The organism is Salegentibacter salarius, from assembly GCF_900168265.1.
In the GTDB taxonomy this organism is placed as follows: domain Bacteria; phylum Bacteroidota; class Bacteroidia; order Flavobacteriales; family Flavobacteriaceae; genus Salegentibacter; species Salegentibacter salarius.
This window is the reverse complement of the sequence record NZ_FVZF01000006.1, coordinates 25690-49038: the sequence shown is the minus strand read 5'-3', so window position 1 is coordinate 49038 and position 23349 is coordinate 25690. Positions and strand designations below refer to the sequence as shown.

20 protein-coding genes are annotated in these 23349 nt (G+C 35.7%); 9 read left to right on the top strand and 11 right to left on the bottom strand.

Annotated features, from left to right (window positions below; genetic code table 11):
• Nucleotides 1-2: 2 nt before the first annotated feature.
• Nucleotides 3-1172, bottom strand: a complete 1170-nt coding sequence (locus B5440_RS05170; RefSeq protein WP_070055071.1) for a glycosyltransferase family 4 protein — start codon at nucleotides 1170-1172, stop codon at nucleotides 3-5.
• A gap of 164 nt (nucleotides 1173-1336) precedes the next feature.
• Here B5440_RS05170 and B5440_RS05165 point away from each other — a divergent pair, with 164 nt between their 5' ends.
• The gene (locus B5440_RS05165; protein ID WP_070055072.1) at nucleotides 1337-2284 is read left to right on the top strand and encodes a beta-1,6-N-acetylglucosaminyltransferase; all 948 of its coding nucleotides are present in this window, start codon (nucleotides 1337-1339) and stop codon (nucleotides 2282-2284) included.
• A gap of 37 nt (nucleotides 2285-2321) precedes the next feature.
• Here B5440_RS05165 and B5440_RS05160 read toward each other — a convergent pair whose 3' ends face one another.
• The 8 genes from B5440_RS05160 to B5440_RS05125 all read right to left on the bottom strand — a co-directional run bounded on the left by B5440_RS05160 (nucleotide 2322) and on the right by B5440_RS05125 (nucleotide 11723).
• Nucleotides 2322-3263, bottom strand: a complete 942-nt coding sequence (locus tag B5440_RS05160) for a glycosyltransferase family 2 protein (RefSeq protein WP_070055073.1) — start codon at nucleotides 3261-3263, stop codon at nucleotides 2322-2324.
• Nucleotides 3263-4216, bottom strand: a complete 954-nt coding sequence (locus B5440_RS05155; RefSeq protein WP_079711079.1) for a glycosyltransferase family 2 protein — start codon at nucleotides 4214-4216, stop codon at nucleotides 3263-3265. The genes B5440_RS05160 and B5440_RS05155 overlap by 1 nt, the downstream gene beginning before the upstream one ends.
• The gene (locus B5440_RS05150; RefSeq protein WP_070055075.1) at nucleotides 4213-5478 is read right to left on the bottom strand and encodes a glycosyltransferase family protein; all 1266 of its coding nucleotides are present in this window, start codon (nucleotides 5476-5478) and stop codon (nucleotides 4213-4215) included. The genes B5440_RS05155 and B5440_RS05150 overlap by 4 nt, the downstream gene beginning before the upstream one ends.
• Nucleotides 5478-6758, bottom strand: coding sequence for an ABC transporter ATP-binding protein (locus B5440_RS05145; RefSeq protein ID WP_070055076.1), 1281 nt, complete (start codon nucleotides 6756-6758; stop codon nucleotides 5478-5480). The genes B5440_RS05150 and B5440_RS05145 overlap by 1 nt, the downstream gene beginning before the upstream one ends.
• A 57-nt stretch (nucleotides 6759-6815) precedes the next feature.
• Entirely contained in the window at nucleotides 6816-7673 is an 858-nt protein-coding gene (locus B5440_RS05140) for an ABC transporter permease (protein WP_100970650.1), read from the bottom strand.
• A 361-nt stretch (nucleotides 7674-8034) separates the two neighbouring features.
• Nucleotides 8035-8400: a four helix bundle protein gene (locus B5440_RS05135; RefSeq protein WP_070055078.1), complete on the bottom strand. Its 366-nt coding sequence runs from the start codon at nucleotides 8398-8400 to the stop codon at nucleotides 8035-8037.
• A 53-nt stretch (nucleotides 8401-8453) separates the two neighbouring features.
• Nucleotides 8454-10925: a polysaccharide biosynthesis tyrosine autokinase gene (locus B5440_RS05130; protein ID WP_070055079.1), complete on the bottom strand. Its 2472-nt coding sequence runs from the start codon at nucleotides 10923-10925 to the stop codon at nucleotides 8454-8456.
• On the bottom strand, nucleotides 10926-11723 hold the full coding sequence (locus tag B5440_RS05125) for a polysaccharide biosynthesis/export family protein (protein ID WP_232756038.1): 798 nt from the start codon (nucleotides 11721-11723) through the stop codon (nucleotides 10926-10928).
• A 165-nt stretch (nucleotides 11724-11888) separates the two neighbouring features.
• Here B5440_RS05125 and B5440_RS05120 point away from each other — a divergent pair, with 165 nt between their 5' ends.
• The 5 genes from B5440_RS05120 to B5440_RS05100 all read left to right on the top strand — a co-directional run bounded on the left by B5440_RS05120 (nucleotide 11889) and on the right by B5440_RS05100 (nucleotide 18082).
• Entirely contained in the window at nucleotides 11889-13754 is a 1866-nt protein-coding gene (locus B5440_RS05120; protein WP_070055081.1) for an ABC-F family ATP-binding cassette domain-containing protein, read from the top strand.
• Between the two features lie 59 nt (nucleotides 13755-13813).
• A complete protein-coding gene (locus B5440_RS05115) occupies nucleotides 13814-14176 on the top strand; it encodes a four helix bundle protein (RefSeq protein ID WP_070055082.1) in 363 nt (120 codons plus the stop codon).
• 125 nt (nucleotides 14177-14301) lie between these two features.
• Nucleotides 14302-15060: an O-methyltransferase gene (locus B5440_RS05110; protein WP_232756039.1), complete on the top strand. Its 759-nt coding sequence runs from the start codon at nucleotides 14302-14304 to the stop codon at nucleotides 15058-15060.
• Nucleotides 15061-15105: 45 nt separating this feature from the next.
• Entirely contained in the window at nucleotides 15106-15804 is a 699-nt protein-coding gene (locus B5440_RS05105; RefSeq protein ID WP_070055084.1) for an ABC transporter ATP-binding protein, read from the top strand.
• A gap of 229 nt (nucleotides 15805-16033) precedes the next feature.
• Complete coding sequence (locus tag B5440_RS05100; protein ID WP_070055085.1) at nucleotides 16034-18082, top strand: dipeptidyl-peptidase 3 family protein; 2049 nt, start codon at nucleotides 16034-16036, stop codon at nucleotides 18080-18082.
• A gap of 257 nt (nucleotides 18083-18339) precedes the next feature.
• Here B5440_RS05100 and B5440_RS05095 read toward each other — a convergent pair whose 3' ends face one another.
• Entirely contained in the window at nucleotides 18340-18921 is a 582-nt protein-coding gene (locus B5440_RS05095) for a PhnA domain-containing protein (RefSeq protein ID WP_070055086.1), read from the bottom strand.
• A 240-nt stretch (nucleotides 18922-19161) separates the two neighbouring features.
• Between B5440_RS05095 and B5440_RS05090 the strand changes: the two genes are divergently transcribed.
• Both B5440_RS05090 and B5440_RS05085 read left to right on the top strand, forming a co-directional pair.
• Nucleotides 19162-19527: a BlaI/MecI/CopY family transcriptional regulator gene (locus B5440_RS05090; RefSeq protein WP_057482121.1), complete on the top strand. Its 366-nt coding sequence runs from the start codon at nucleotides 19162-19164 to the stop codon at nucleotides 19525-19527.
• 2 nt (nucleotides 19528-19529) lie between these two features.
• Entirely contained in the window at nucleotides 19530-20963 is a 1434-nt protein-coding gene (locus B5440_RS05085; RefSeq protein ID WP_070055087.1) for a M56 family metallopeptidase, read from the top strand.
• A 139-nt stretch (nucleotides 20964-21102) separates the two neighbouring features.
• On the opposite strand, the gene B5440_RS05080 is transcribed toward B5440_RS05085, so the two are convergent.
• Nucleotides 21103-22812, bottom strand: coding sequence for a DUF885 domain-containing protein (locus B5440_RS05080; RefSeq protein WP_070055088.1), 1710 nt, complete (start codon nucleotides 22810-22812; stop codon nucleotides 21103-21105).
• Nucleotides 22813-22975: 163 nt separating this feature from the next.
• Here B5440_RS05080 and B5440_RS15595 point away from each other — a divergent pair, with 163 nt between their 5' ends.
• Nucleotides 22976-23137, top strand: a complete 162-nt coding sequence (locus B5440_RS15595; protein WP_176728220.1) for a hypothetical protein — start codon at nucleotides 22976-22978, stop codon at nucleotides 23135-23137.
• The last annotated feature ends 212 nt before the right edge of the window (nucleotides 23138-23349 follow it).

Here is a 23349-nt window from a genome sequence, read left to right as displayed (position 1 = left end):
AATTAATTGATCATTTTATTCATAATTCCATTAAGCTTTATCATATAATTTTCTGGGGTAAAACCATCTATAATTTTTCTATTTTTTAAGCCCTCCTTTATCCTTAAATCTTCAGAATCAATTAAACTTGTTAAAGCACTTTTCAGTTCATTAATATCATTCTTTATTAAAAAAGAAGAGTTTTCAAGTAGTCCGACACATCCAGGATGTCTGGATGCAACAACCGGCAATTTGTACAACATGTATTCCATTACCACATTGGGTGTACCTTCAACTTCTGAAACCAAAACGCCTATATCCATCATAGAGAGTATTTCTTCTACAGGCTTTTCTGATAAAACGAGCACCTTATTATGTACATTTTTCCTATTAACCTTATTTACAATTTTATCAAATTTTTCTTGAGTGACCGGATTAGCCCCTCTATAGCCGAGAAAAACTAAAGTTACATTCTGAAATTTTTCACTTAGTTCAAAAAATGCTTCTAATAATAAATGATGCTTCTTGTCCGGTCGATAATGTGAAACCATGCCTATAACAACACTATCTTGCGATATGTCATACTTTTGTCTTATTTCCTCTTTTGAAAAATTTTGATAATTCATTGTTAGAAATTGAGGTAAAACAAAAGCTCTTTTATTCTCCAGCCTATGCGCCTCGCGAAAAAGTTCAATCCCGTTTGGAGCATTAGCTATAACACAGGGAGTATATCTTGCAGCCAACTTCTCAAAAACATCATCTTTAAATACATCCAATCCTAATTGATGCCAGAAAGTAAATTTAACAGTGGGGAGCAGTTTATATAGATAAAAGGCTATTTTACTAGGAAAATTAAGAAAAGGAAAAATGAAATCTATTCTATACGGCATTAAGCCTTTTCTCATTCTTAGTAAATATTTTGAAGACCAAACTAATCGCTTCAAATTTTTAATATTAAACTCCTTCTTAAAAACAATATAGGGTTCACCAAAATGAAAAACAGCTTTTATATGACACTTTTTTGCGAAATCTCTAAATTCAGCAGAAGTTTTCTCTGAATGAGTCAATAATAAATAGACCTCACAATTATACTGTTCAACTAAAATTCTTCCAAGCCCTAAACCTTGTCTTTCAGCACCGCCAAGAACACCCGCATGTAGAATTAATAGTATACTTTTGTTTTTGAAATCCATTTTTGCAAATTATTTTAAGGCTTTTATGTTTCTTTAATCTATAAAATTAGCACTTGAAATAGAATAATGACGTGATAATTCTCTTCTACAATTATAACAATAGTTAGGCTAAAAAGCATCATTTACTGAAAGGAGATAATAGCTTTTTTAAATTTTTACACATCATGAATATCAACTATCTTATTTTAGCCCATAATAATCCAAAACAATTATTGCGATTGGTTAGACACCTGAATGAACCTGATGTTTATTTTTACATCCATATCGATAAGAAAGCAAATCAATTATTATTTGAGAAAATATTAATGAGCTATCAAAATCTGAAATTTGTTCCTCTTAGGAAGAGAAAAAAAATACATTGGGGAGATGTTAGTATGGTAACCGCAACTTTAGAACTCATGAATCAAGTTTCTGAAGATCAAAGAAACGGATACAGCATCCTTTTAAGTGCTCAGGATTATCCAATAACAAGCAATCAATACATTTATGATTTTTTGAAAAGAAATTATGGAAAAAGTTTTATCAGTCTATTCAAAATTCCACATCCTGGTTGGGAAAATGGTGGATTGCCCCGGTTAAACAAATATAAAATAAATAAATCGTCACAACGCAAACACTTTCTAATGCTTCCTTCAATATTCGATAGAGAATTCTATTCTTGGGAAACCTTTGGAAAGATAAATTTCTTAAGGAAAACTGGTAGATGGCGTAAAGTTTTTAATATTTTTAAGAAAAGGAAATTTCCTGACCTGTTAGAACCTTTTGGCGGCGGCCAGTGGTGGGCCCTTCCTATAGAAATTGTAAATAGAATCTTGAGTTTTCATAATACCCATCCTGAATATTTAAAATACCATAAATATACTCTGGCTCCAGATGAAATTTTTTTTCACAGTATAATTGCCTTTCTTCAAAAGGAGAAACATTTTGATATAAAAAGATCCCTAACTTATGTTAACTGGGAAAGACCTTCAGGACCTCTTCCGATAACTTTTCTAAAAGAAGATTTTGATGAACTAAAAGAAGCTTCTAAAAATCATTTGTTCGCAAGGAAGTTTGATATTGAGCGAGATACTGAAATTTTAGATGAAATTGATAAGGAGCTTTTAAACTGAATTAGCGTCAAACTGAGCCTGTCGAAGTTTTAACCGGTTATTTTCCTTTAGCTTTATTTAAAAAATAATGCCCTTTTTTGCTTAAGCTGGCAGTTATTACCGCCATTTTAAAGTACGCTTTGGAAGCAACTCCTAATTGATCTTTCACCATCTGCTCAATCTCTTTTATATATGGAGATGCTATTCTCATTTTCGCCAATTCAAAACAAAGATTCATCATTCCAAAAACCAATTCTTTTCTTGTTCCGGTATCAATTCTTTCTGAAATATCTTTATAAGTCAATAAACGGTTCTCCAGCAGCTCTGTATTAAAGCTTTTAGCATCTTTTGTAAGGGACTTTTGAATAGACTCTGAATGAATGCGGCGTTGGGTCAAAATTTTATCCAGGTAATCTCCATTCTCCGTTATTAAAAGCATTTTACAGAAATAATTATAATCCTGCCAGGATTTCATTTGTTCATTCCATTTAATTTCTTCGGCAATCTTTCTTTTAAGTAATACATCATAAGTGTACCAATGAATTTTTAATAAGATAAAGTCAGAAGCTTTAATACCGTAATCTTTCTTATCATACACATAAGGCTCAAGCAATTTATCGTTTTCAAAATTCTGTGTTTGGGCTACCACGAAATCCACATCGCTTTGTTTTATATGACGTAACTTATTTTCAATATGATTTGGCGTCATCAAATCATCACTATCAAACCAGATTATATAATCGCCAGTAGACTTTTCAAAACCGAAATTTCTACAGGAATTTGCGCCTTTGGGACGATAATCAGGACATAAATAACATTTGAACCTGCTGTCTTTCTCAGTATATTTTTTTAGAATCTTCCAAGTATCGTCTGTTGAACCATCATCTACCACAATACATTCCCAAAAGGAATAATTTTGCTGCTGAATGGAATGGATAGTCTGAACTATCAAATCACCTCGATTATAGGTTGGAATAATAATAGAAACTAACGAATTCATCACTTACAATATTTTAATCTTCTCCTTATAATCAAACCGCCACCTGTTAAGAAATACGTATATATATATAAGATCAAATAAAAAAGTTTTTTTATTCTTCTTTGTTTTAGAAGCAAACAAAATATTTTTTGAGAATTTTCAGGAAATAAAATTTTCCTTTCATCCAATTCCAGTAACCGAACCAAGAAATAGAACTCCTCCTCTGTTCCCGGTTTAATCGCTGAGATATCTAGCCAAGTGAAGTATAAAAAATTAAAACGTTCTTTGACTCGATAATTATTTTGCCTGTTCACTTTAGATTGTATAGAGTTTTTATGGATTCTTCGTAAAGTAAGATACTCATTAAGAACTCTTACATTTACTGAGTAACAAGTAAGTTTACTGAAAAAATTACGCTCCTGTGCAGAATTTAAACTTTCATGAAATTTAATTTTTTCACAAAGTTCCCGGCATCCCATAAAATCAGGAGTAAGCCAGTTTACTTTTTGAGTGATATAATTGAAAGCCGTAATCGGATAATCTAGAAAAGTATAATAATTCTCATTTTTTGAAATGATTTTTTTAAATTTACTATCAAGAAAATTAGCAGTCTTCGAAATTATATAATCAACATTGTATTCATTGAGTGCTCTGATCTTAGTGTCCAGAAAATTTGACACCATCAGATCATCACTATCAAACCATTGTATATATTCTCCTCTACTCTTTTCAAAACCATAATTCCTACAGGCGTTAGCTCCTTTTCTACGATTATCTGGCCTTAAAAAGAACTTTATCCTGGAATCTTTGGCGCAATAAAATTCCATCAATTCAAAAGTGTAATCAAAGGATCCGTCATCAACGACGATACATTCCCAATGGCGATATGTTTGGGCTAAAATGGAATCTAAAGTTGCGCCAAGTAAATGACTTCGATTAAATGAAGGAATTATTATTGTTATTAACTTTGTCAAACTTCTTCTTTAGAATTATCATTAAACAAATGACCCCATTCATCAGTAATTGATTCACTTAACAATAACTTCCTGATCTTTCTAGGGTTATCTGTATTTTTAGATTTTAATTTTTCAAAACCTTTCAATATTTCAGATAATCTTGGCCCTAATTGATGAAAAAAATCAAAGCTGTAAATATTTATATCATTCCTAAAAAGAATATCATAAGGAAGCCAGCCACCTGTAATAACGGTATTTTCTGAATAGAGCACTTCAGTCATTGCGGCGCTTAAAGCATCGGTTATAGGTGCTTGAATAAGCACATCTGTAGCTAATCTCAATATTGCCATTTCTTTAACTTCAAAAAATTTCTCAATAAGAATGAAATTTAAATGACTTTCTTTAGTTTTTGCATTTAATTTTTCATGATAATAACTATTACCACCGTAAGAAATGTGAAGTACAAATGTGCAATTAACTAAAAGGCCTTCGGGTAATTTCTCTAATTCATCAATTATTCTCAAATGATTATTTTCTTCAAAACCATTATGACCTATAGCAATCACAATTTTTTCGAGATCAATTCCATAAGAGCTCTTAAAAGTATTTATTTGAGCTTTTTTTTCTTTAATAATATCAATCTGGTCAAAAATGCTCCTATCAAGTATGAAGGGGACCACATTTATTTTCTTTTCAAACTCCCTTCCATATTTTGCTAGTAAAATTTGGGATAAATCTACAGTCTGTGTTGTAATACTTTTTGCTCTTTTCAAGGCCTTTGAAACATAGAATACGTTAGACAAACCAGTCCTCCTCAAAAGATCAGATCCCCAAAAAGAACAGATTATTTTAGCTTCCTTCGGCAAAAAATAAATGGGTATTAAATTCTCTGGAATACAAAAATGAAAGTGATAAATATCAAAATTATTTGGTATTAAATATTTATCTACTTTGAATTTGCAAATTGAAAAATCCTTAATTTGCTTTTTCATTTTGGAAAATGATGACCTACGAGATAATTCGAATAGAAGAATCTGCCAAAATAATTTAGTAAATGAAAATCTCATAACTGCTTTAAAAAAACTAAAATTAGAAAGTTTTATTAGTTCCGTGTTATAAACCTTCGCATAATTAAATTTCGCAGTCCCATTCTTTATTTGGCGATAGGAATTTAAAGAGAAGTTAAGATTTGAATTTTTTTTAGCAATCGAGCTATATAATGGATCCAGAAAATTGGACTGATTAATACCTAAAATTAAAACTTTAGTCTCATTTTTCATTAGAAATAAAATTTACCTGGTATTATGGCAGAATTCCCTGCTCTATTTATTTTTCCCGTTTTCCATATATCCCCGGGTAATATCCTTAAAGAATATACATTTTCAACAACATCCAAAAAATTTTCTTTTCTCGTATCGATTTCAGATAAGAAAACTCTGATATTATATTTATCTGCCCGGAGTAAAAGATTAGGTACTCTTAAAAAGAAATAATCCTGCTCTGCAAGCATAGCAAAATCCACCCCCATTTCATCATTGATGTAAGAAACTATAAAATTATCATTTCTATCAACAAAATTAATTCCTACTTTTAATTTCGAGAAATCAATCTCTCTATTTCTCTCAATATGGATCTTCACTAATAGCTCATCCCCAGAAATTATTTCGCTAATATTATTATTGTCTTTATTATACAATTCTACTTCTACTACTTTAATTTTACCACTTCCTAATCTATCAGTACGAGTTTTCAAAGAGCTTTCGATAGTTTCTTTCGGTTTCAAGTAATATTCTATAGAGTCTGAAATATCCCCGTAATAATTTATCATACCATTTTCTAAAACAATTCCTCTATCACACAAATTTCTCACACTAGCCATATTATGACTTACAAAAAGCACCGTTCTTCCCTCCCCAGTAGAAAGATCCTGCATTTTCCCAATGGCTTTTTTTTGAAATTCTGCATCACCCACGGCCAAAACCTCATCTACCACAAGTATCTCAGGTTCTAGATGTGCCGCTACTGCAAAGCCCAAACGTACAGTCATCCCACTGCTGTAACGCTTTACCGGGGTGTCTATATATTTTTCACAACCGGAAAACGCGATAATCTCGTCTAGTTTAGATTTAATTTCAACTTTGTTCATTCCCAGCACCGCGCCGTTCATAAAAATGTTTTCTCTGCCGGTAAGCTCGCCGTGAAAACCGGTTCCTACTTCCAGTAAAGAAGCTATTCTCCCTTTGGTTTTTATACTCCCGGTAGTAGGCGCAGTAACCCTTGAAAGAATTTTTAATAGAGTAGATTTCCCAGCCCCGTTTTTCCCTATAATTCCTAAAACCTCGCCACGTTTTACTTCAAAATTAATATCACGTAGCGCCCATACATAATCTTCGGTAGCTTTAGCACTTCTATCGTTTACACCCCCAACTTTTAAATAAGGATCTTCTTTTCCACGAATCTGGTGCCACCATCGGTTTATATCATGCTGTAAACTACCGGTGCCAACGGTACCTAAGCGGTATTGTTTGGAAATATTTTCTGCTTTTAATATTACACTCATTCTTCCTTTTCTCAGCTCAACATTAGGTCTTTACTATTCACTTCTCACTCTTCACTCTTACACCGTATCAATAAAATTCTTCTCCGTTCGGTTAAAAATAATTAAACCCAACAGAAAAAGCACCACTGACACTCCTAAAGTATAGAAAAACCCAGGCCAGGTAAAAGTACCGGTATCTAATACCATATATCTAAAGCCTTCTATAATTTGCGTTAAGGGGTTGTATTTCACCAGCCAGGCCCAATCCGGCATTTTTTCGGAAACTTCACTTAAAGGATAAGGTACAGCCGAAATATACATTAATAAAGTAGTGGCAAAACCTACTAACACAGTTAAATCACGGTATTTGGTAGTTAGTGCAGAAATCGTCATTCCCGCTCCTAGACCTAATAATGCCATCATTAATACATAAACCGGGAATAAGAGTAAATTTGAGTTAGGACTTATTTCATAACCTCTTAACAGAAAATAAAAATAAAAAACAATCAATATCAGTAATTGAATTCCAAATTTAAATAAGTTGCTAATAACTGTTTTTAAAGGCATAATCACCCGTGGAAAATAGACCTTTCCAAAAATACCTGCATTGGCAGTAAAAGTATTAGAGGTCCCAGTAAGGCATTGGTTAAAATAATTCCAGGCGGTGATGCCAGTTAGGTTAAAAAGAAAAGAAGGCACATTCCCCGTAGGAATACTCGCTATATTATTAAAAACAAGGGTGAAGATTATAGAGGTAAAAAGCGGCTGGATAAAATACCAAAGCGGCCCTAAAATGGTTTGCTTATAAACTGTGACTATATCCCTTTTCACAAAAAGGATCAACAGATCACGATACCGCCAGATCTCCTTAAAATTAAGGTCTACAAGCTTGCGCTTCGGGGTGATTTCGTATAACCAGTCGTCGTTTTTAGTCAAGGTATTTTCGGAGATATTTTTTAAGCAACGAAATTAAGGATTTTTAATTAGTTATTAGTCGGGAGGCCTTAGACTTTAATCGATACGTTTTTTAACATCTAACATATAATACAGAATGAGATCCTGCATTAGCTTTAGTGGTGCAAGAATCATCCTGACTACTAAAGAAACCCTTCCGTCACATCGAAGATGTGCCACCTTCCCTTGAAAAAAGGGAAGGAGCTTTATTCATGATCTCGGAACAAGCCTCAAAAACATTAAAAAATCCGTGGATTCGTGGCGTAAAAAAAGTCGGTAGACTTTAGTCTTTAGACGGTAGTTCTTATGGTTCTAACGACTAATCACTACAGTCTAACAACTATTATTTCTTCAAATATCGCTTAAAACTACTCATCATTTTGGAAAGTTCGGCTAGTTTTCTCCGGTTTTCCAAATTCTTTTCTTCACTAATAAAGTTCTGTCGTCTTGCGATTGTAGAACAAACAACGCATTCCTTTACGGATCCGCTGGCAATTTCTAAAAACCGATTAAATTGAGCATTGGTATCTCCAGCGCCTTCAGCGATGTTTAAAGGAATTGATACAGCCGCTCGCTTAAATTGAGAGGTTAAATTATATAATTCTGACTGAGGAAAACTCTTGGATACATCATAAGCCAAATCCACAAAATCCAATGCCTTTTGATAAACTTTTAAATCTTCAAACTTAAAAACAGGGATGTTTTCCATTATATTTCCTTCATTTTTCTAAAGTCTAACGTCTAAAAACTAACGACTACTAATCACTCAAAATTCCTCATCGCCTTCTTCCACCAGCGTTTAAACTTTCGGGTGGGATCAGATTTTTCAACGTAGCCTTTAGAATATCGGTTATACCCGTAACCATAGCCATAGCCGTAACCATAACCATAGCCATAACCATAACCGTATTTGGCGCGGTGCACAAAGTGGTTTAATACAAAACTGATGTTCTTGATTTCCCCTTTACCGTATTTCTCGTTAATAGACTCCAGCATTCCACGCTTCGTATAATCCTGTCGCACCAGGTAAATTGTAGCATCGGCGTGTTTTACGAGGTTTAGAGCATCGGCAACCATCCCAATTGGTGGGGTATCCAGGATAATATAATCGTATTTCTGTTTTAATTCCTCCATCAGCTTATCCATTTGCTCGTTGATAAGCAACTCTGATGGATTTGGAGGCACTGGCCCGGCGGTGATCACGTCCAAATAAGGAATCTTACTTTGCTGTATAATCTCATCACTGCTCGCCTGGTCTATCAAATAATTCACCACTCCCAGATCGTTATTCAGCTGAAAATCATCAAAGATCTTCGGTTTTCTTAAATCGACACCTACCAATACCGTTTTTCGTTCACTTAGAGCAAAAACGGTCGCCAGGTTCATCGCGCAAAAAGTCTTTCCCTCTCCCGATACCGAAGACGTAATCAATAAAGTTTTAGAACCGGTAACGCCTTGTTTTTTGTACATAAACTGAAGACTAGAACGCAAACCTCGAAAACCTTCAGCAATAGATGATTTCGGATTACTAAAAACGACCAAATTGGAATCCATTTTACTTTTTCCAATCATCCCTAAAATTGGAATTGGCGACAATCGCGTAACTTCCTGTGCGTTATGAATATTGGTATTCATAAAAACTAACAGGAATACAAAAGTTAAGGGAATTACGCCCCCAACCAATACAGCCATCACATAATTAAGCTGGGTATTGGGGCCAATTTGTCCCCCGCCGGTATCTTTAGCCGAATCGATCACCATCACATCACTTACATTTGCCGCCTTAATTAGCCCGGCTTCGCTCCTCTTTTCAAGGAACATATTATAAGATTTCTCGTTAAGGCTGTAACGACGTTGAATTTTAAGCAGATCCTGTTCTTCCTGTGGAAGTTTACTGATTTCAGATTCCAGTTGCGCAATTTGCCGGTTAATATCCTGTTGCTCCTCCCTCAATAAACCTCTTGAAGAACTGATATTCTCCAGCAAAATGGATTTAACCGAATTTATTTGTCGGTCTATATCGTCAAAAACCGGGGAATTTTCTTTTAGAGAATATTGGTAATTACTTCTTTCTTCTGCTAAGGCAATAATTCGGGATACACCACTCGCAATACTTCCTTCTGAAATTCCGGCTACAGAAGGAGCGGGAACATTAGAATAATCATTTCGGGTTTCCAGGTAATTTCTTAAGGTTTCGTAATAAGAAAGTTGTCGCCTGATGTCTTCTTTTCTAAGATCTAAAGATGAAAGTTTATTAGAAAGCTGAGAACTTTCCGCAGAAATATCCATTATTGCCTTATCATTCCTGAATTGATTCAGCTCTGCTTCAACTAATTTTAAAGCTTCAGATTGAACTGCTAAACTGGAATCTATAAATCGAATGGTTTTAGTGGCAAAAAGGTTTTTCCGCGCCAGCATATTTTCACTAAGCACACGAACAGTTCCATTGAGATAATCTACAATTCGGTCTTTATTTCCTCCGGTTTGATTCATTTTTAACACAGAAGAACCTTGAGATTCAGGACTTACATTTACATTTCGATATTTCCCAACGGCGGAGTCAAAATTCATAAAACTCACATAGAAAGGGGTGCCGGCTTGTAAAGGCTGATCTACCCTAAGTATAGTTCCATGGAAAAAAGGAAGTCGAACCTGCTCTCCCGATTTGTAATTTTTACTAAACTCTTTAGCATCTACCTCCCTGTAAGTTTTTTCTTTAGTTTTATAATTCTGAAGGCTCAAACTTGCCGGTACATTCGCTTTTAAATTGTAGGTGAGGGAATCTATAAATGTGATCGTCATCGTTACATTTATAGCCTGGGCTTTCGCCGTATCTGCCACCACTGTGAACGGGGTGCTACCATAAGCATCTATACGTTGATATTCACCTTCCTTTAAATATTGGGTATAAAACTGAAGTTCCTCTACCACCTCTTCGTTATGGGACCGCGATCGCAAGATGGTCATAGCCGTATTTACCTTATCTGAAGTTCCTCCCCAGTTAAAAGTTAGACTAGTATTGCTGGTAAAAAAAGGATTCTGATCGTCTTTTATAGAAATGGAATTTCCCAGGTTATAAACCGGTAATTTCCGGACATTATTGTAGTAGGCAACCGCCAAACTAATCCCTACCGAAAGTAAAATAAGCTTCCAGTAACTTATAACTTTAAGTACAAAACCTTTAAAATCGAAGGTTGAGCCAACATCTGATATGTGATCGTCTTCGTGCGCCATTTAAATCCTGCTAAATAATAAGATGGTTGTGGTTACAAATGATAATATGGTAACTCCTGTTCTAAATATTTCCAATCCGGTGGTGCCCAATCCCAGCGCCTTTTGCGGTAAAGCATTTACCAAAATAAGATCGTTGGGTTGTATATAATAATATTCACTTTGGGTCGCGTCAATATCGGTTAGATCTATTTTATGAACTTCTTCCCCGTATGGATATTGCCTTATAATCTTTACATTTTCCATATCGCCATATTCGGAAATTCCCCCGGCGTTAGCCACCGCCTCCATTATGGTCACTTTTTCTTTATAAATTACCTGGCTGCCTGTCCCTATTTCGCCCAGTGTGGTATATCGTATCCCTGCCAGCTTTACCGTAACAAAAAGATTGGCTTCCTCTTTAAAGTAATTTTCTAACAATAAGTTTTCTATTTTCTCTCTTATTTCTCTTTCGGTATAACCTAAAACATTTACTTCTCCCAGGGTAGGTACACGAATATTCCCGTGATCATCTACCGTAAAACCATCAAAATAAACAGCTTCTTCCGTAGTAGCATTCGGATTTGCTTCTCCTACGGGATTAAACATTCCCACCAGTTCCTGGTCCAGGGCTTTAACCCGAATACTTAAAAGGTCGCCGGTTTGGATGCGATATGGTTTTTTTAACTGCTGAATTTGGATAATACTATCCATTTCCCGGTCTTTACCCTGCAGGTAAGTTATTTTTTTAGTAGAAATACAAGACGAGAAACTTAAAACTCCCGCCATTAAGATTAAAATGAGATAGTATCTTTTCAGCATATTTTGCTATTGATTCGGGATATCAAGATGATTTAAATCGACCAACGCACATTTTCACAGCGAGCCAGCATCTTAATTTAGATAGTTTTAACAAATATAGTTTTTGTAGGCTAATAATAAAATTAAGTCGCAATTTTCCTTTTATTTTGCACAAAACTCAAGTCTGTGAATTATTTAAGTGTAGAGAATATTGCTAAAGCCTACGGGGAACGCGTGTTATTTGAAGATATTTCCTTCGGAATCAATGAAGGTCAGAAGGTAGGATTTATAGCTAAAAACGGAACCGGAAAAACTTCGCTTCTGGATATACTGGCCGGTTTCGATGCGCCAGATGCCGGTAAAGTGGTGTACAGGAAGGATATTACTACTGCCTTTCTTCCGCAGGAACCCAATTTAGATCCGAATTTAACGGTTGAAGAAACTATATTTTCTTCAGATAATGAAATCCTGAATATAATAAACCGCTACGAAAAAGCGCTTAAAAATCCTGATGATGCTGAAGCTTATCAAAAGGCTTTTGAAGAAATGGACGCTGCTCAAGCCTGGGATTTTGAAACCCAGTACAAACAAATTTTGTTTAAACTAAAACTGGACGATCTTTCTAAAGAAGTGAAATATCTTTCGGGCGGACAAAAAAAGCGTCTGGCATTAACGGTGATGTTACTGCAGAAACCAAACTTCATCATAATGGATGAGCCTACCAACCATTTGGATCTGGATATGATCGAGTGGCTGGAAGAATATTTTAAGAAAGAGAACTTTACCATTTTTATGGTTACTCACGACAGGTATTTCCTGGAACGGGTTTGTAACGAAATCGTTGAGCTTGATCACGGTAATCTTTACACCTACAAAGGAAATTACGGCTATTACCTGGATAAAAAAGATGCAAGGATGGCCCAGGAAGCCACCAACACCGAGAAAGCCAAACAGCTTTACAAAAAAGAACTGGAATGGATGCGTCGCCAACCTAAAGCGCGTACCACAAAATCCAAATCCAGGATAGACGATTTTCAGGATATTAAAGACCGTGCTCATAAACGCCGCCAGGATCACGAAGTGCAGCTGGAGTTAAATATGGAGCGCCTGGGAAGCAAAATTGTGGAACTTCATAATATTGGCAAGTCTTTCCAGGATAAACAACTGCTAGAGAATTTCAGCTATAATTTTAAGCGTGGAGAACGCATTGGTATTATAGGAAAAAACGGTACCGGAAAATCAACTTTCCTAAATATCCTAACCGGAGGGATTAAACCCGATAATGGCAAAGTAGTTATTGGGGAAACCATAAAATTCGGTTACTACACTCAATCAGGAATTAATATTAAACCCGGCCAAAAAGTTATTGAAGTGATTCGGGAGTTTGGCGATTATATCCCATTGAAAAAGGGTCGGCAAATTTCGGCACAGCAACTTTTAGAGCGCTTTTTATTCGACAGAAAAAAACAATATGATTTTGTTGAAAAATTAAGTGGAGGTGAGCGAAAACGACTTTACCTATGTACAGTACTTATTCAAAACCCTAACTTCCTGATTCTTGATGAACCTACAAACGATCTTGATATCGTTACGCTAAACGTCCTGGAAAGCTTTCTGCTAGATTTCCCGGGTTGTTTATTAGTGGTGTCCCACGACAGATATTTTATGGATAAGATCGTTGATCACCTTTTCGTGTTTCAGGGAAATGCAGAAGTTCAGGATTTTCCAGGAAATTACACCGAATATCGCGCATACGAAGATAGCGCTACTATAGAAGCCAGGGAAGAAACTTCAGAAAGCGATAATAATAAGAAAGACTGGAAGAAGACCAGCTCCGGCACTAAACTAAGTTATAACGAACAAAAAGAGTTTGGAAAACTTGAAAAAGAAATCGCAAAACTGGAGCTGAAAAAAGAGAAACTTCAGCAAAAATTCTTAGAAGATCTGGATCCCGATGAAATTAAAGAAAACTCAATAAAACTCCAGGAAATAGATGACGCCATAGAAACCAAAACTGAACGCTGGTTCGAGCTTGGTGCGAAGGCGGAGTGATTCATTTGTGAGTTGTGAGTTGTGAGTTGTGAGTCACAATTAATTTTAAAAATCAACATATGAAAAGTTATAGAGATTTAGATATCTACAATCTTTCTTTTGAATACGCTCTTGAAGTTCACAAAGTTTCACTCAAACTTCCGAAATTTGAATTGTATGAGCAGGGTAGTCAGATAAGAAGGTCCTCTAAAAGTATCAAAGACAATATCGTTGAAGGATATGGAAGAAGAGCTTACAAACAAGATTTTATAAAATTCCTGGTATACGCACACGCCTCACTTTTAGAATGTTTATCACAATTGGAAATGATAGACGAGCTATATGAAATCAAAGAAATAAAGACGCTAAGAACAAAATACGATCTTTTAGGGGGAAAGATTTATTCGTTTTTACAATACGTGGAAAAAAATTGGAAGACTTAATAATTTATAACTGAATATTAAATCGAAACCCATAACCGAAAACTGACAACTCATAACTGACAACCGATAGCTTGCTTCTAAAATCCTACATAAAATTCCTTCTAAAATCCCAAAATCAGCACGGATTGCATTCGCCGTTTGTGTACGATTTGGTAACGAATTGCTTTTATGATAAAAGGAAATATGAAGAATACAACCTTCTAAACGAATACCGAAAAGATCTTTTAAAGAATCATAAAACCATTCAGGTGACCGATTTTGGTGCCGGAAGCAGGGTCTTTACTTCGAACGAACGCACAATTTCAGCGATTGCTAAAAACGTGGGGATTCCGAAGAAAAGAGCCAGGTTTTTATTCCGATTAGCCAATTATCTAAACTGCAAGAATATTTTAGAGCTGGGCACTTCCCTGGGAATTGGTACTTCTGCACTTGCAACCAATAGTAAAAGCGTAGTAACGAGTATCGAAGGTTGCCCCCAAACTGCCGATGTGGCCAGAAATCAGTTAGAGAAATTCGGCTTAAGCAATGTGGAACTGAAAGTTGGCGAGTTTGAAGAAATTCTTTCAAAATTTGTGCTATTTTCTAAAGACAGCAGTCCTCAGAGAACTATACATAACGAACCACAAACCCAATACGATTTAATTTACTTCGATGGCCACCATACAAAAGAAGCGACTTTAAAATATTTTAAGCAGTTGCTGCCAACAGCTCATAATGATACCGTATTTATTTTTGATGATATCCACTGGTCTCCCGGAATGGAAGCTGCCTGGGAAGAGATCAAAGCGCATCCTGAAGTAAGAGTAACTATAGACACATTTTTCCTCGGACTTGTTTTTTTTAGAAAAGAGCAGGCCAAGCAGCATTTTACAATAAGGTTGTAACAAAAAGGTCAAAGCAGCGTCCTATAAACACAAAATTATTTTGGAATGAGTAAAGTCATTGAGATTAGGCAAATTACCAGGGATTTTCCACTGGGAAATGAAGTGGTTAAAGTTTTAAAAGGGATAGACCTGGATATTGATAGAGGTGAATATGTAGCGATTATGGGGCCATCCGGTTCGGGAAAATCTACCTTAATGAACTTATTGGGTTGCCTGGATACGCCAACTTCCGGAACTTATATTTTAAATGGAAAAGATGCCAGCCAAATGGGAGACGATGAACTTGCTGAAATCAGAAATAAAGAGATCGGTTTTGTTTTTCAAACCTTCAACCTGCTTCCCAGAACTACGGCTTTAGAAAATGTTGCTTTACCAATGATCTATGCCGGTTACAATAAAACCGACCGAAAAAAACGTGCAGAAGAGGTTTTAACCAATGTTGGACTTGGAGATAGAATGGATCATAAACCCAATCAACTCTCGGGTGGACAGCGTCAAAGGGTAGCCGTTGGGAGAGCTTTGGTGAACAAACCCTCTATAATTCTTGCCGATGAACCAACCGGAAACCTGGATTCAAAAACTTCGTTGGAAATTATGAATCTTTTTGATGAAATTCACGCCGCGGGAAATACAGTGATTTTGGTTACTCACGAAGAAGAAGTTGCCCACCATGCACACCGGATTATTCGCCTTCGGGATGGAATGGTAGAAAGCGACGAGCGAAAAGAGGTAATGAGCCAATAAGCGGTTATCCGAAAAATATCTTGCCAAATTCAACCTCACTTAGTTTAGTTTGTTCCCTAAATCAATTTTTTTCATCTGACTCAAAAAAGGTGTCATAAAAGTCAGACTTCTGCATTTTTCAGAAATTATCAAAGTATTTTCTAGAATTGGAATAAAGCCTGATTTCCATATCTGGAAGCTTCACATAAAGAGGATTATTCTTAACTTTGAGATCTAAATAATCATCAAAATGAAGCATAAATTTGGAATTTTGCTGCTTGCACTTGCAAGCATTTTTATTTCCTGTAACGACCAGGAAAAAGAAGCGAATACTAACCAGGAACAAACTGAAACCACAGAGAATAGTTCTGTTAAGGTAGATGAATTCGCAGATATTAAGATTCTTAGGTACGAAATACCGGGATGGGAAAATCTAGACCTCAAAGAGCAAAAATTAGTTTATTATCTAACCCACGCAGGCCTTGCCGGACGAGATATTATTTGGGCTCAAAACTACAAACACAATCTAAAGATTAGAAAAGCTTTAGAGAATGTGTATGCCAATTACGAAGGCGACAAAGACTCTGAAGATTGGAAAGCTTTTGAAACCTACCTAAAACGAATTTGGTTTTCTAATGGCATTCATCATCATTACTCTAATAATAAGATCAAACCAGATTTTGATAAAGCATATCTGCAATCATTATTATCAGAAACCAATACTGAACTTAGTGGTGAGCCTTTAGAAGTTATTTTTAACGACAAGGACGCTAAAAAAGTCAACTTAGATGAAGCCGAAGGTTTACTTTCTGGATCTGCCACCAATTTTTATGGAGCGGATGTTACCGCTGCTGAAGTTGAAGAATTTTATGCAAATAAAAAATCCCCTAATCCCGATAAGCCGCTTTCTTTTGGTCTCAATTCTAAACTTGTCAAGGAAAACGGCCAATTAAAGGAACAGGTTTACAAAGTCGATGGCCTATATGGCGATGCAATTTCTGAAATTATCAAGTGGTTAGAAAAAGCTGAAGCGGTTGCCGAAAACGAAAAACAAGCTAATGCTTTAGGACTTCTCATAGAATATTATAAAACCGGAGATCTTGAAGTTTGGGACGATTATAATGTTGCCTGGGTAGAAGCCACAGAGGGAAATATCGATTATATCAATGGATTTATCGAAGTCTATAATGATCCATTAGGCTACCGTGGTTCTTATGAGAATATTGTGCAGATAAAAGATTTCGATATGTCTCAAAAAATGAAAGTTTTGGAAGATAATGTACAATGGTTCGAAGACAACGCCCCTATCATGGATGAGCACAAAAAAGAAGAAGTAGTTGGCGTAACCTACAAAACCGTTATTGTTGCAGGGGAAGCCGGAGATGCTTCACCCAGCACGCCCATTGGTGTAAATCTTCCTAATGCAAACTGGATAAGACAGGAGCACGGAAGTAAATCTGTTTCTCTGGGTAATATTAATAACGCCTATAGCAAAGCCGGAGGAAGCGAGAAACTTAAAGAGTTTTCTCACGATGAGGAAGAGATTGAATTAAGTGGGCAGTACGGCGAACAGGCCGATAAATTGCATACTGCACTTCACGAAGTAGTAGGCCACGCATCTGGTAAAATCAACCAGGGAGTTGGCCAGACCAAAGAAACCTTAAAAAGCTATGCCTCTACTATGGAAGAAGGTCGTGCTGATCTAGTGGGACTTTATTACTTAATGGATCCAAAATTAGAAGAATTAGGATTAACTGATGATCATACGAAGCTTGGTAAAGCGGCTTACAACGATTATATCAGAAACGGAATGCTGGGCCAATTAACCAGGATCGAGATTGGCGAAGACATTGAGGAAGCTCACATGAGAAACAGGATGTGGGTAAGTTCCTGGGTTATTGAAAAAGGGAAAGAAGATGGAGTGATCGAAAAAGTTCAAAAAGACGGAAAAACTTATTACGACATTAAGGATTACGAGAAACTTCGAGAACTTTTTGGAGAGTTATTACGTGAAACTCAAAGAATTAAATCTGAAGGTGATTACGAAGCTGCCAAAAACCTGGTAGAAAATTATGGTGTAAAAGTAGATCAGGAAATTCACAAAGAAGTTTTAGAACGAAATGCTGTATTTAAGTCGGCGCCTTATAGCGGTTTTGTAAATCCTGAGCTAGTAACCGAAACGGACGAAAATGGTGAAATTACGACTATCAAGGTTACTCAGCCGGAAAGCTTTGAAGGTCAAATGCTGGATTATTCAAAAAAATATAACTTTTTAAAAGAAGACGCCGGAGCGGAATAAACAACTTCGAAGCTAGGTCACGAAGCATTATTATTGAAAAATATAATTTGATTTCGAGACAAGCTTCGGAGCATTGAATCTCGATTATCGAGTAATTGAGTTATCATAAAAATTATTAAGAAGCGAAAATTATTGAATTTCCTTCTTCAATTTTTCTGTAAAATCTAAAGCCACGAATACAATATGTTTTCGTGGCTTTTTTTATTTGAAAAATATCGAACAGCGTTTATTGGAAATAGCTGTTCTAAAAATTCAACTTATACTTTCTTTACAAACTTGGTTAAAATAACAATTTGCTGTCCTTCTACCTTTCCCTCAATTTGTTCTGCATTATCGTGAACCAGAGAAACCCGGCGCACAGCCGTTCCGCGTTTAGCGGTTAAACTACTGCCTTTTACATTTAAATCTTTAGTAAGCACCACGGTGTCACCGGCTTCGATTACTGCACCCTTGCTATCTTTATGAGTGACTTCCGGCGTAGTATTTTCTTCGGAAACCAACTTGGATTTAGCAAAAGTTTTCAGCTCGTCTTCCATATACATCATATCAAGTAAATCCTGAGGCCAGCCTTCGGCTTTTAGTTTTGTCAGCATTTGGAAAGCCGTTACCTGAACAGCAGGAACCGTGCTCCACATACTATCGTTTAAACAACGCCAGTGATTTACCTCAACTTTATCAAAATCTTCCAGTTGTTCGGTGCAAACCTGGCAAGCCATAAAGCTTCCATCGGTAACTTCTCCCGGGAAATTCTCAAGGCTATAAACCTGTAAATTATCTGTAGCACTGCAAAGTTCGCAGGTACTATCGCTGCGTTCCCTTAATTCTTTTTCTAAATTCATTATTGATTTTTGAAGTCGCGAAGATAGGTATTAAAGAAGAAATTACTTGTTTAGGCATTTCGCAATTTCGTAGTTATCCTAATCACTAGTTAAATAATCTTCATTTTCCAATTCCATTCCTCTTTTTGAAAACAACATTTCAATAGTACTCAGCTGCTTAAGGCAAAATTATTTAATTCTATGTTTGTAGAATTAAATAATTATTCTACATTTGTAGAGAATAATCTAAACTTGTAGAAAATGAGTCTTTCAAAATCTGAAGAACAATTAATGCAAATCCTCTGGAAACAGGAAAAGGCTTTTATGAAAGACCTTATAGAAGCCTATCCGGAACCTAAACCCGCACCTACAACTATTGCCACACTCTTAAAAAGGATGCAGGACAAAAGTTTTGTGGACTATAAACAATATGGCCGATCCAGGGAATATTTCCCGCTGGTAAAAAAGAAAGACTACTTCTCTAAGCAGTTTAATGGAATTATTAAGAATTTTTTCAATGATTCTGCTTCCCAGTTTGCTTCATTTTTCACCAAAGAGACCAATTTAACCAAAGAAGAATTGGAGGATTTAAAGAAGTTAATAGATAACGAAATAAAAAATAAGTAGTTATGGAATGGTATATTTTAAAATCTGTGACAATCCTGGCCACTTTACTTCTTTTTTACAAGTTGCTTCTTGAGAAAGAAGACATGCATACGTTTAAACGTTTTTACTTACTCGTTGCGGTAATAGCATCTATTGGAATCCCGCTTATTACCATTACTACCTATATTGATCCTACTTCTCAAAATATTGACCCTGCATTGCTTAAATCTTCCAAGAAAACCTCAATAGCAGAAGATCTATCCTTTATGGATTACCTGCCGTTCATTCTTTGGACCATCTATGCATTGGGAGTGATTTTCTTCAGTATAAAATTCATAAGAAATCTAAGAGAATTATTACTAAAGGTTAGAAAAAATCCCAAGGTGAAGAAGAAAGGTTTCTTGCGAATATTGCTGCAAGAGGAAATTGATCCGCATACTTTTTTGAACTATATCTTTCTAAACAAAAAGAAGTATGAGCAGAAACAAATTCCAAAAGAAGTAATTATTCATGAAGAAGCACACGCTAATCAAAAACACAGTTTAGATATTCTTTTCGTAGAATTTCTGCAGATTATTTTCTGGATAAATCCGCTTATATTTTTCTTAAAAGATTTTATCAAACTCAACCACGAGTTCCTGGCCGACCGCGAGGTGCTTAAAAAAGGAATTCAGAAAGCCGAATATCAAACCACATTATTATCATTTTCATCGGGACATTTACATAGTGATTTTGTAAATCCTATTAATTATTCATCAATCAAAAAACGTTTTACAGTTATGAAAACACAAACATCGAAATCAACCATTTTAGTAAAAAGTCTATTGATCTTGCCTTTAATTTCTATTCTATTTTTTAGCTTCATTAATAAGGAAAAAGTAGAAAATGATCTAAATTCCACCACTCTTATTCTTGAAGTAGATAGGATCGGGCAACTCCTGCTGCACGAGAATAAAATTACCATAGAAGAATTGAATAAGCACATAAAAGAGAATAGTTTTACTTCATACCATGTTGAAGTTGTCGAAAATTCTTCACCGACTATTTTAAAAGACCTAATTCAACTAATGGCTGAAAATAAATTGAAAGGAAGTGTGGCTACCTGTACTACTAACAATAAAGATCAGGAAAAAGCCACTCCTGAAATGATTTCAGAACACAACAGGCTGGTTAAACATTATAATTCTATTCCTGAAGAAGACTTTAAAATGACTCAGGAACACGCCAATAGAATTATGTATATAAGAAGTTTAATGACCGCAGCGCAAAGAAAGAAAGCTGAAAAAATAAGATTTGAAATTCTTCCGCCACCTCCACCGGCTCCTGAAACTCCCCCTGCACCTCCAGCGCCACCAAGTTTTCAAAAACTATTAGCGGATGACGCAATCTTTTATTACAAGGGAAAAACAATTGAGCCACAAAAAGCTCGGAAATTGGTTGAAGATCAAAAAAGGTAAATGTTCAAATTACTTATAACAATAAGGAAAAACCAATCGTAGAATTAACCGACAAAGAGAATTAGAAAAACTGATTAAAAATAAAAAACCTCTTCGATATTAGATGGAAGAGGTTTTTTATTTAATTTTTAGTACCCTATCAATCGTTATTACTTTCAATAAAAGCATTCACCCTTTCTTCTAAAATCGGCAGCGTAACCACCCCCTGCTCTAAAATCACTTCGTGGAAATCCCGAATATTGAAATCTGAACCAAGGGCTTCTTCAGCCTTTTTTCGTAATTCCCTGATTTTGATTTCTCCAATCTTATACGACACCGCCTGGCCCGGCCAGGAAATATAACGATCTACTTCTGTATTGATATTATGCATAGAAAGCGCGGTATTCTTCTCGAAGTATGCTACCGCTTCTTCCCTGCTCCAACCCATTGCGTGAATTCCTGTATCGATAACTAACCGGCAAGCACGCCATTGCTCATAGGTAAGTTTACCAAACAGCTCATAAGGCGTGGTATAAATTCCCATATCTTCAGCTAAGAACTCAGAATACAAACCCCAGCCTTCACCGTAAGCCGATAAGTACATATTTCTTCGGAATTTTGGAATACTGTCGCCCAACTCGGCATTCAGCGCATTCTGCAAATGATGTCCCGGCACCGCTTCGTGGGCAGTTAAAGAAGGTAAAACATATAGCGGACGATTAGATAAATTATAAGTATTCACCCAATAATAGCCCGGCTGGGTTTCATTTGAAGCGCCGATATAACGTCCCGTCGTATACTTTGGAGCGATAGCATCAGGCACTTTAGTCACTCCATAAGGTTTTCTTGGTAAGGTTTTAAAATATGCCGGAAGTTTAGCATCAATTCGCTTGGCGATGTCGCGGGCTTCCTTTAATAATTCTTTCCCGGTTTTTGCATAAAACTGCTCATCGGTTCTTAAATAATGGATAAATTCCTCGAAACTCCCGTCAAATTCAACCTCGGCGATAATCTTCTTCATTTCTGAATTAATCCGCGCTACTTCTTCTAAACCAATCTGGTGAATTTCTTCTGCACTCAGGTCTAAAGTGGTATAATAATCCAAGCGATTTTGATAATATTCACGACCGTTCGGAATTTCGGAAACCCCTAAACTTGTTCGGGTTCCTGGCAAATATTCGGTTTCAAAAAATTCTTTAATTCTTATAAACTGCGGAATCACATTATTGGCAATCGCATTTTCTGCAGCCGTTAAAACCGAATCCTTTTGCGCTTCGGAAAGTATCCCTGGTAGATTTTCAAAAGGTTCATAGAAATAGCTTTCTTTTGGATCTTCCACGATCTGGTCGTTATAAGTAGATTCATAACCTTCAAAAATTATTCGTGGCTGGGTATTTCCTTTCTGTAAACCTTCACGCAATAAAGCGAAATGCTGATCTACATAAGTGGGAATCGCATTCAGTTTATTTAAATAAGCTTTCACCTGTGCATAATTATTTAAATCACGCACCTGGTAAGCCAGGCTTAAATGAAAACCAGAATCAGAAAGCAAAGGATTCAAATAGGCTTCATACTCATAGTGATCTATGGTTTCCTGAAGCTTAAACTTTAGCATTTCCAGCGAAATCTGTTCGGTTTCACTTAAAGAATCGGACTTTATTTCCTGGAGTTGCTTCAATTGTTTTTCAGCAAATTCTGATTCTTCTTTATAATAATTCTCTGTAAATAATCCCAAAGGAAATTCTTCGCGATCGTAGGATTTATGATCATCTATTTCCTGAATAATAGTTTTTAAATTTTCTGAAGCTTTCTGGGCAGATAAAAAAGAGATACATAAAAAAGCGAGGGTAAGAGTAAGTATTTGTTTCATAGAAAAATTGAAGTTTTGATAAAGATAAGGTTTCTGAAGAAGTTTATATGGAATTTGGCTTGCCACGAATACAGGAATATTTTTTATTCGGTAGATCCTCTCTTTAAATTTAAACTCAGTTTAAAATTGTATCTTGTTATTGGATTCAAATTGATGAAAAAAAATGCTTACAAAAAGTAAATTAAAGGAAGAAATTGAAAAACTACCAGAGACATTTTCTATTGATGAGTTGGTAGAACGCCTGATCTTTATTGAAAAAGTAGAAAATGGTATAAGTCAGTCAGAGAAAGGAGAGGTTATTTCTGAGGACGAATTGGAAAAATGATTAGAAAAAAGCATTTAAATTAGCCACGAATACACGAATTTCTATAAATAAGCCCTTGAAATATTTCACTCCGATGGAGCTTAATACATTAATGCCTAAAAACCTTCTATAAATATTACGTCTCTATGAGGCTCATAACTTAGTTGATAAGGTTTATGAGGAATTCAAAAGCTCCGCAGGGGCGGTATGTTTATAGAAAAAAATGCTCAAAA

Bases quoted from the DNA above. Each gene is read 5' to 3' on its own strand.
- B5440_RS05135 (WP_070055078.1), bottom strand. From the start codon at position 8,400: ATGGAAAACATCCCTGTTTTTAAGTTTGAAGATTTAAAAGTTTATCAA.
- B5440_RS05130 (WP_070055079.1), bottom strand. From the start codon at position 10,925: ATGGCGCACGAAGACGATCACATATCAGATGTTGGCTCAACCTTCGAT.
- B5440_RS05080 (WP_070055088.1), bottom strand. From the start codon at position 22,812: ATGAAACAAATACTTACTCTTACCCTCGCTTTTTTATGTATCTCTTTT.
- B5440_RS05100 (WP_070055085.1), top strand. From the start codon at position 16,034: ATGAAGCATAAATTTGGAATTTTGCTGCTTGCACTTGCAAGCATTTTT.
- B5440_RS05085 (WP_070055087.1), top strand. From the start codon at position 19,530: ATGGAATGGTATATTTTAAAATCTGTGACAATCCTGGCCACTTTACTT.
- B5440_RS05150 (WP_070055075.1), bottom strand. From the start codon at position 5,478: ATGAAAAATGAGACTAAAGTTTTAATTTTAGGTATTAATCAGTCCAAT.
- B5440_RS05160 (WP_070055073.1), bottom strand. From the start codon at position 3,263: ATGAATTCGTTAGTTTCTATTATTATTCCAACCTATAATCGAGGTGAT.
- B5440_RS05090 (WP_057482121.1), top strand. From the start codon at position 19,162: ATGAGTCTTTCAAAATCTGAAGAACAATTAATGCAAATCCTCTGGAAA.
- B5440_RS05095 (WP_070055086.1), bottom strand. From the start codon at position 18,921: ATGAATTTAGAAAAAGAATTAAGGGAACGCAGCGATAGTACCTGCGAA.
- B5440_RS05165 (WP_070055072.1), top strand. From the start codon at position 1,337: ATGAATATCAACTATCTTATTTTAGCCCATAATAATCCAAAACAATTA.
- B5440_RS05115 (WP_070055082.1), top strand. From the start codon at position 13,814: ATGAAAAGTTATAGAGATTTAGATATCTACAATCTTTCTTTTGAATAC.
- B5440_RS05145 (WP_070055076.1), bottom strand. From the start codon at position 6,758: ATGAGTGTAATATTAAAAGCAGAAAATATTTCCAAACAATACCGCTTA.
- B5440_RS05125 (WP_232756038.1), bottom strand. From the start codon at position 11,723: ATGCTGAAAAGATACTATCTCATTTTAATCTTAATGGCGGGAGTTTTA.
- B5440_RS05105 (WP_070055084.1), top strand. From the start codon at position 15,106: ATGAGTAAAGTCATTGAGATTAGGCAAATTACCAGGGATTTTCCACTG.
- B5440_RS05170 (WP_070055071.1), bottom strand. From the start codon at position 1,172: ATGGATTTCAAAAACAAAAGTATACTATTAATTCTACATGCGGGTGTT.
- B5440_RS15595 (WP_176728220.1), top strand. From the start codon at position 22,976: ATGCTTACAAAAAGTAAATTAAAGGAAGAAATTGAAAAACTACCAGAG.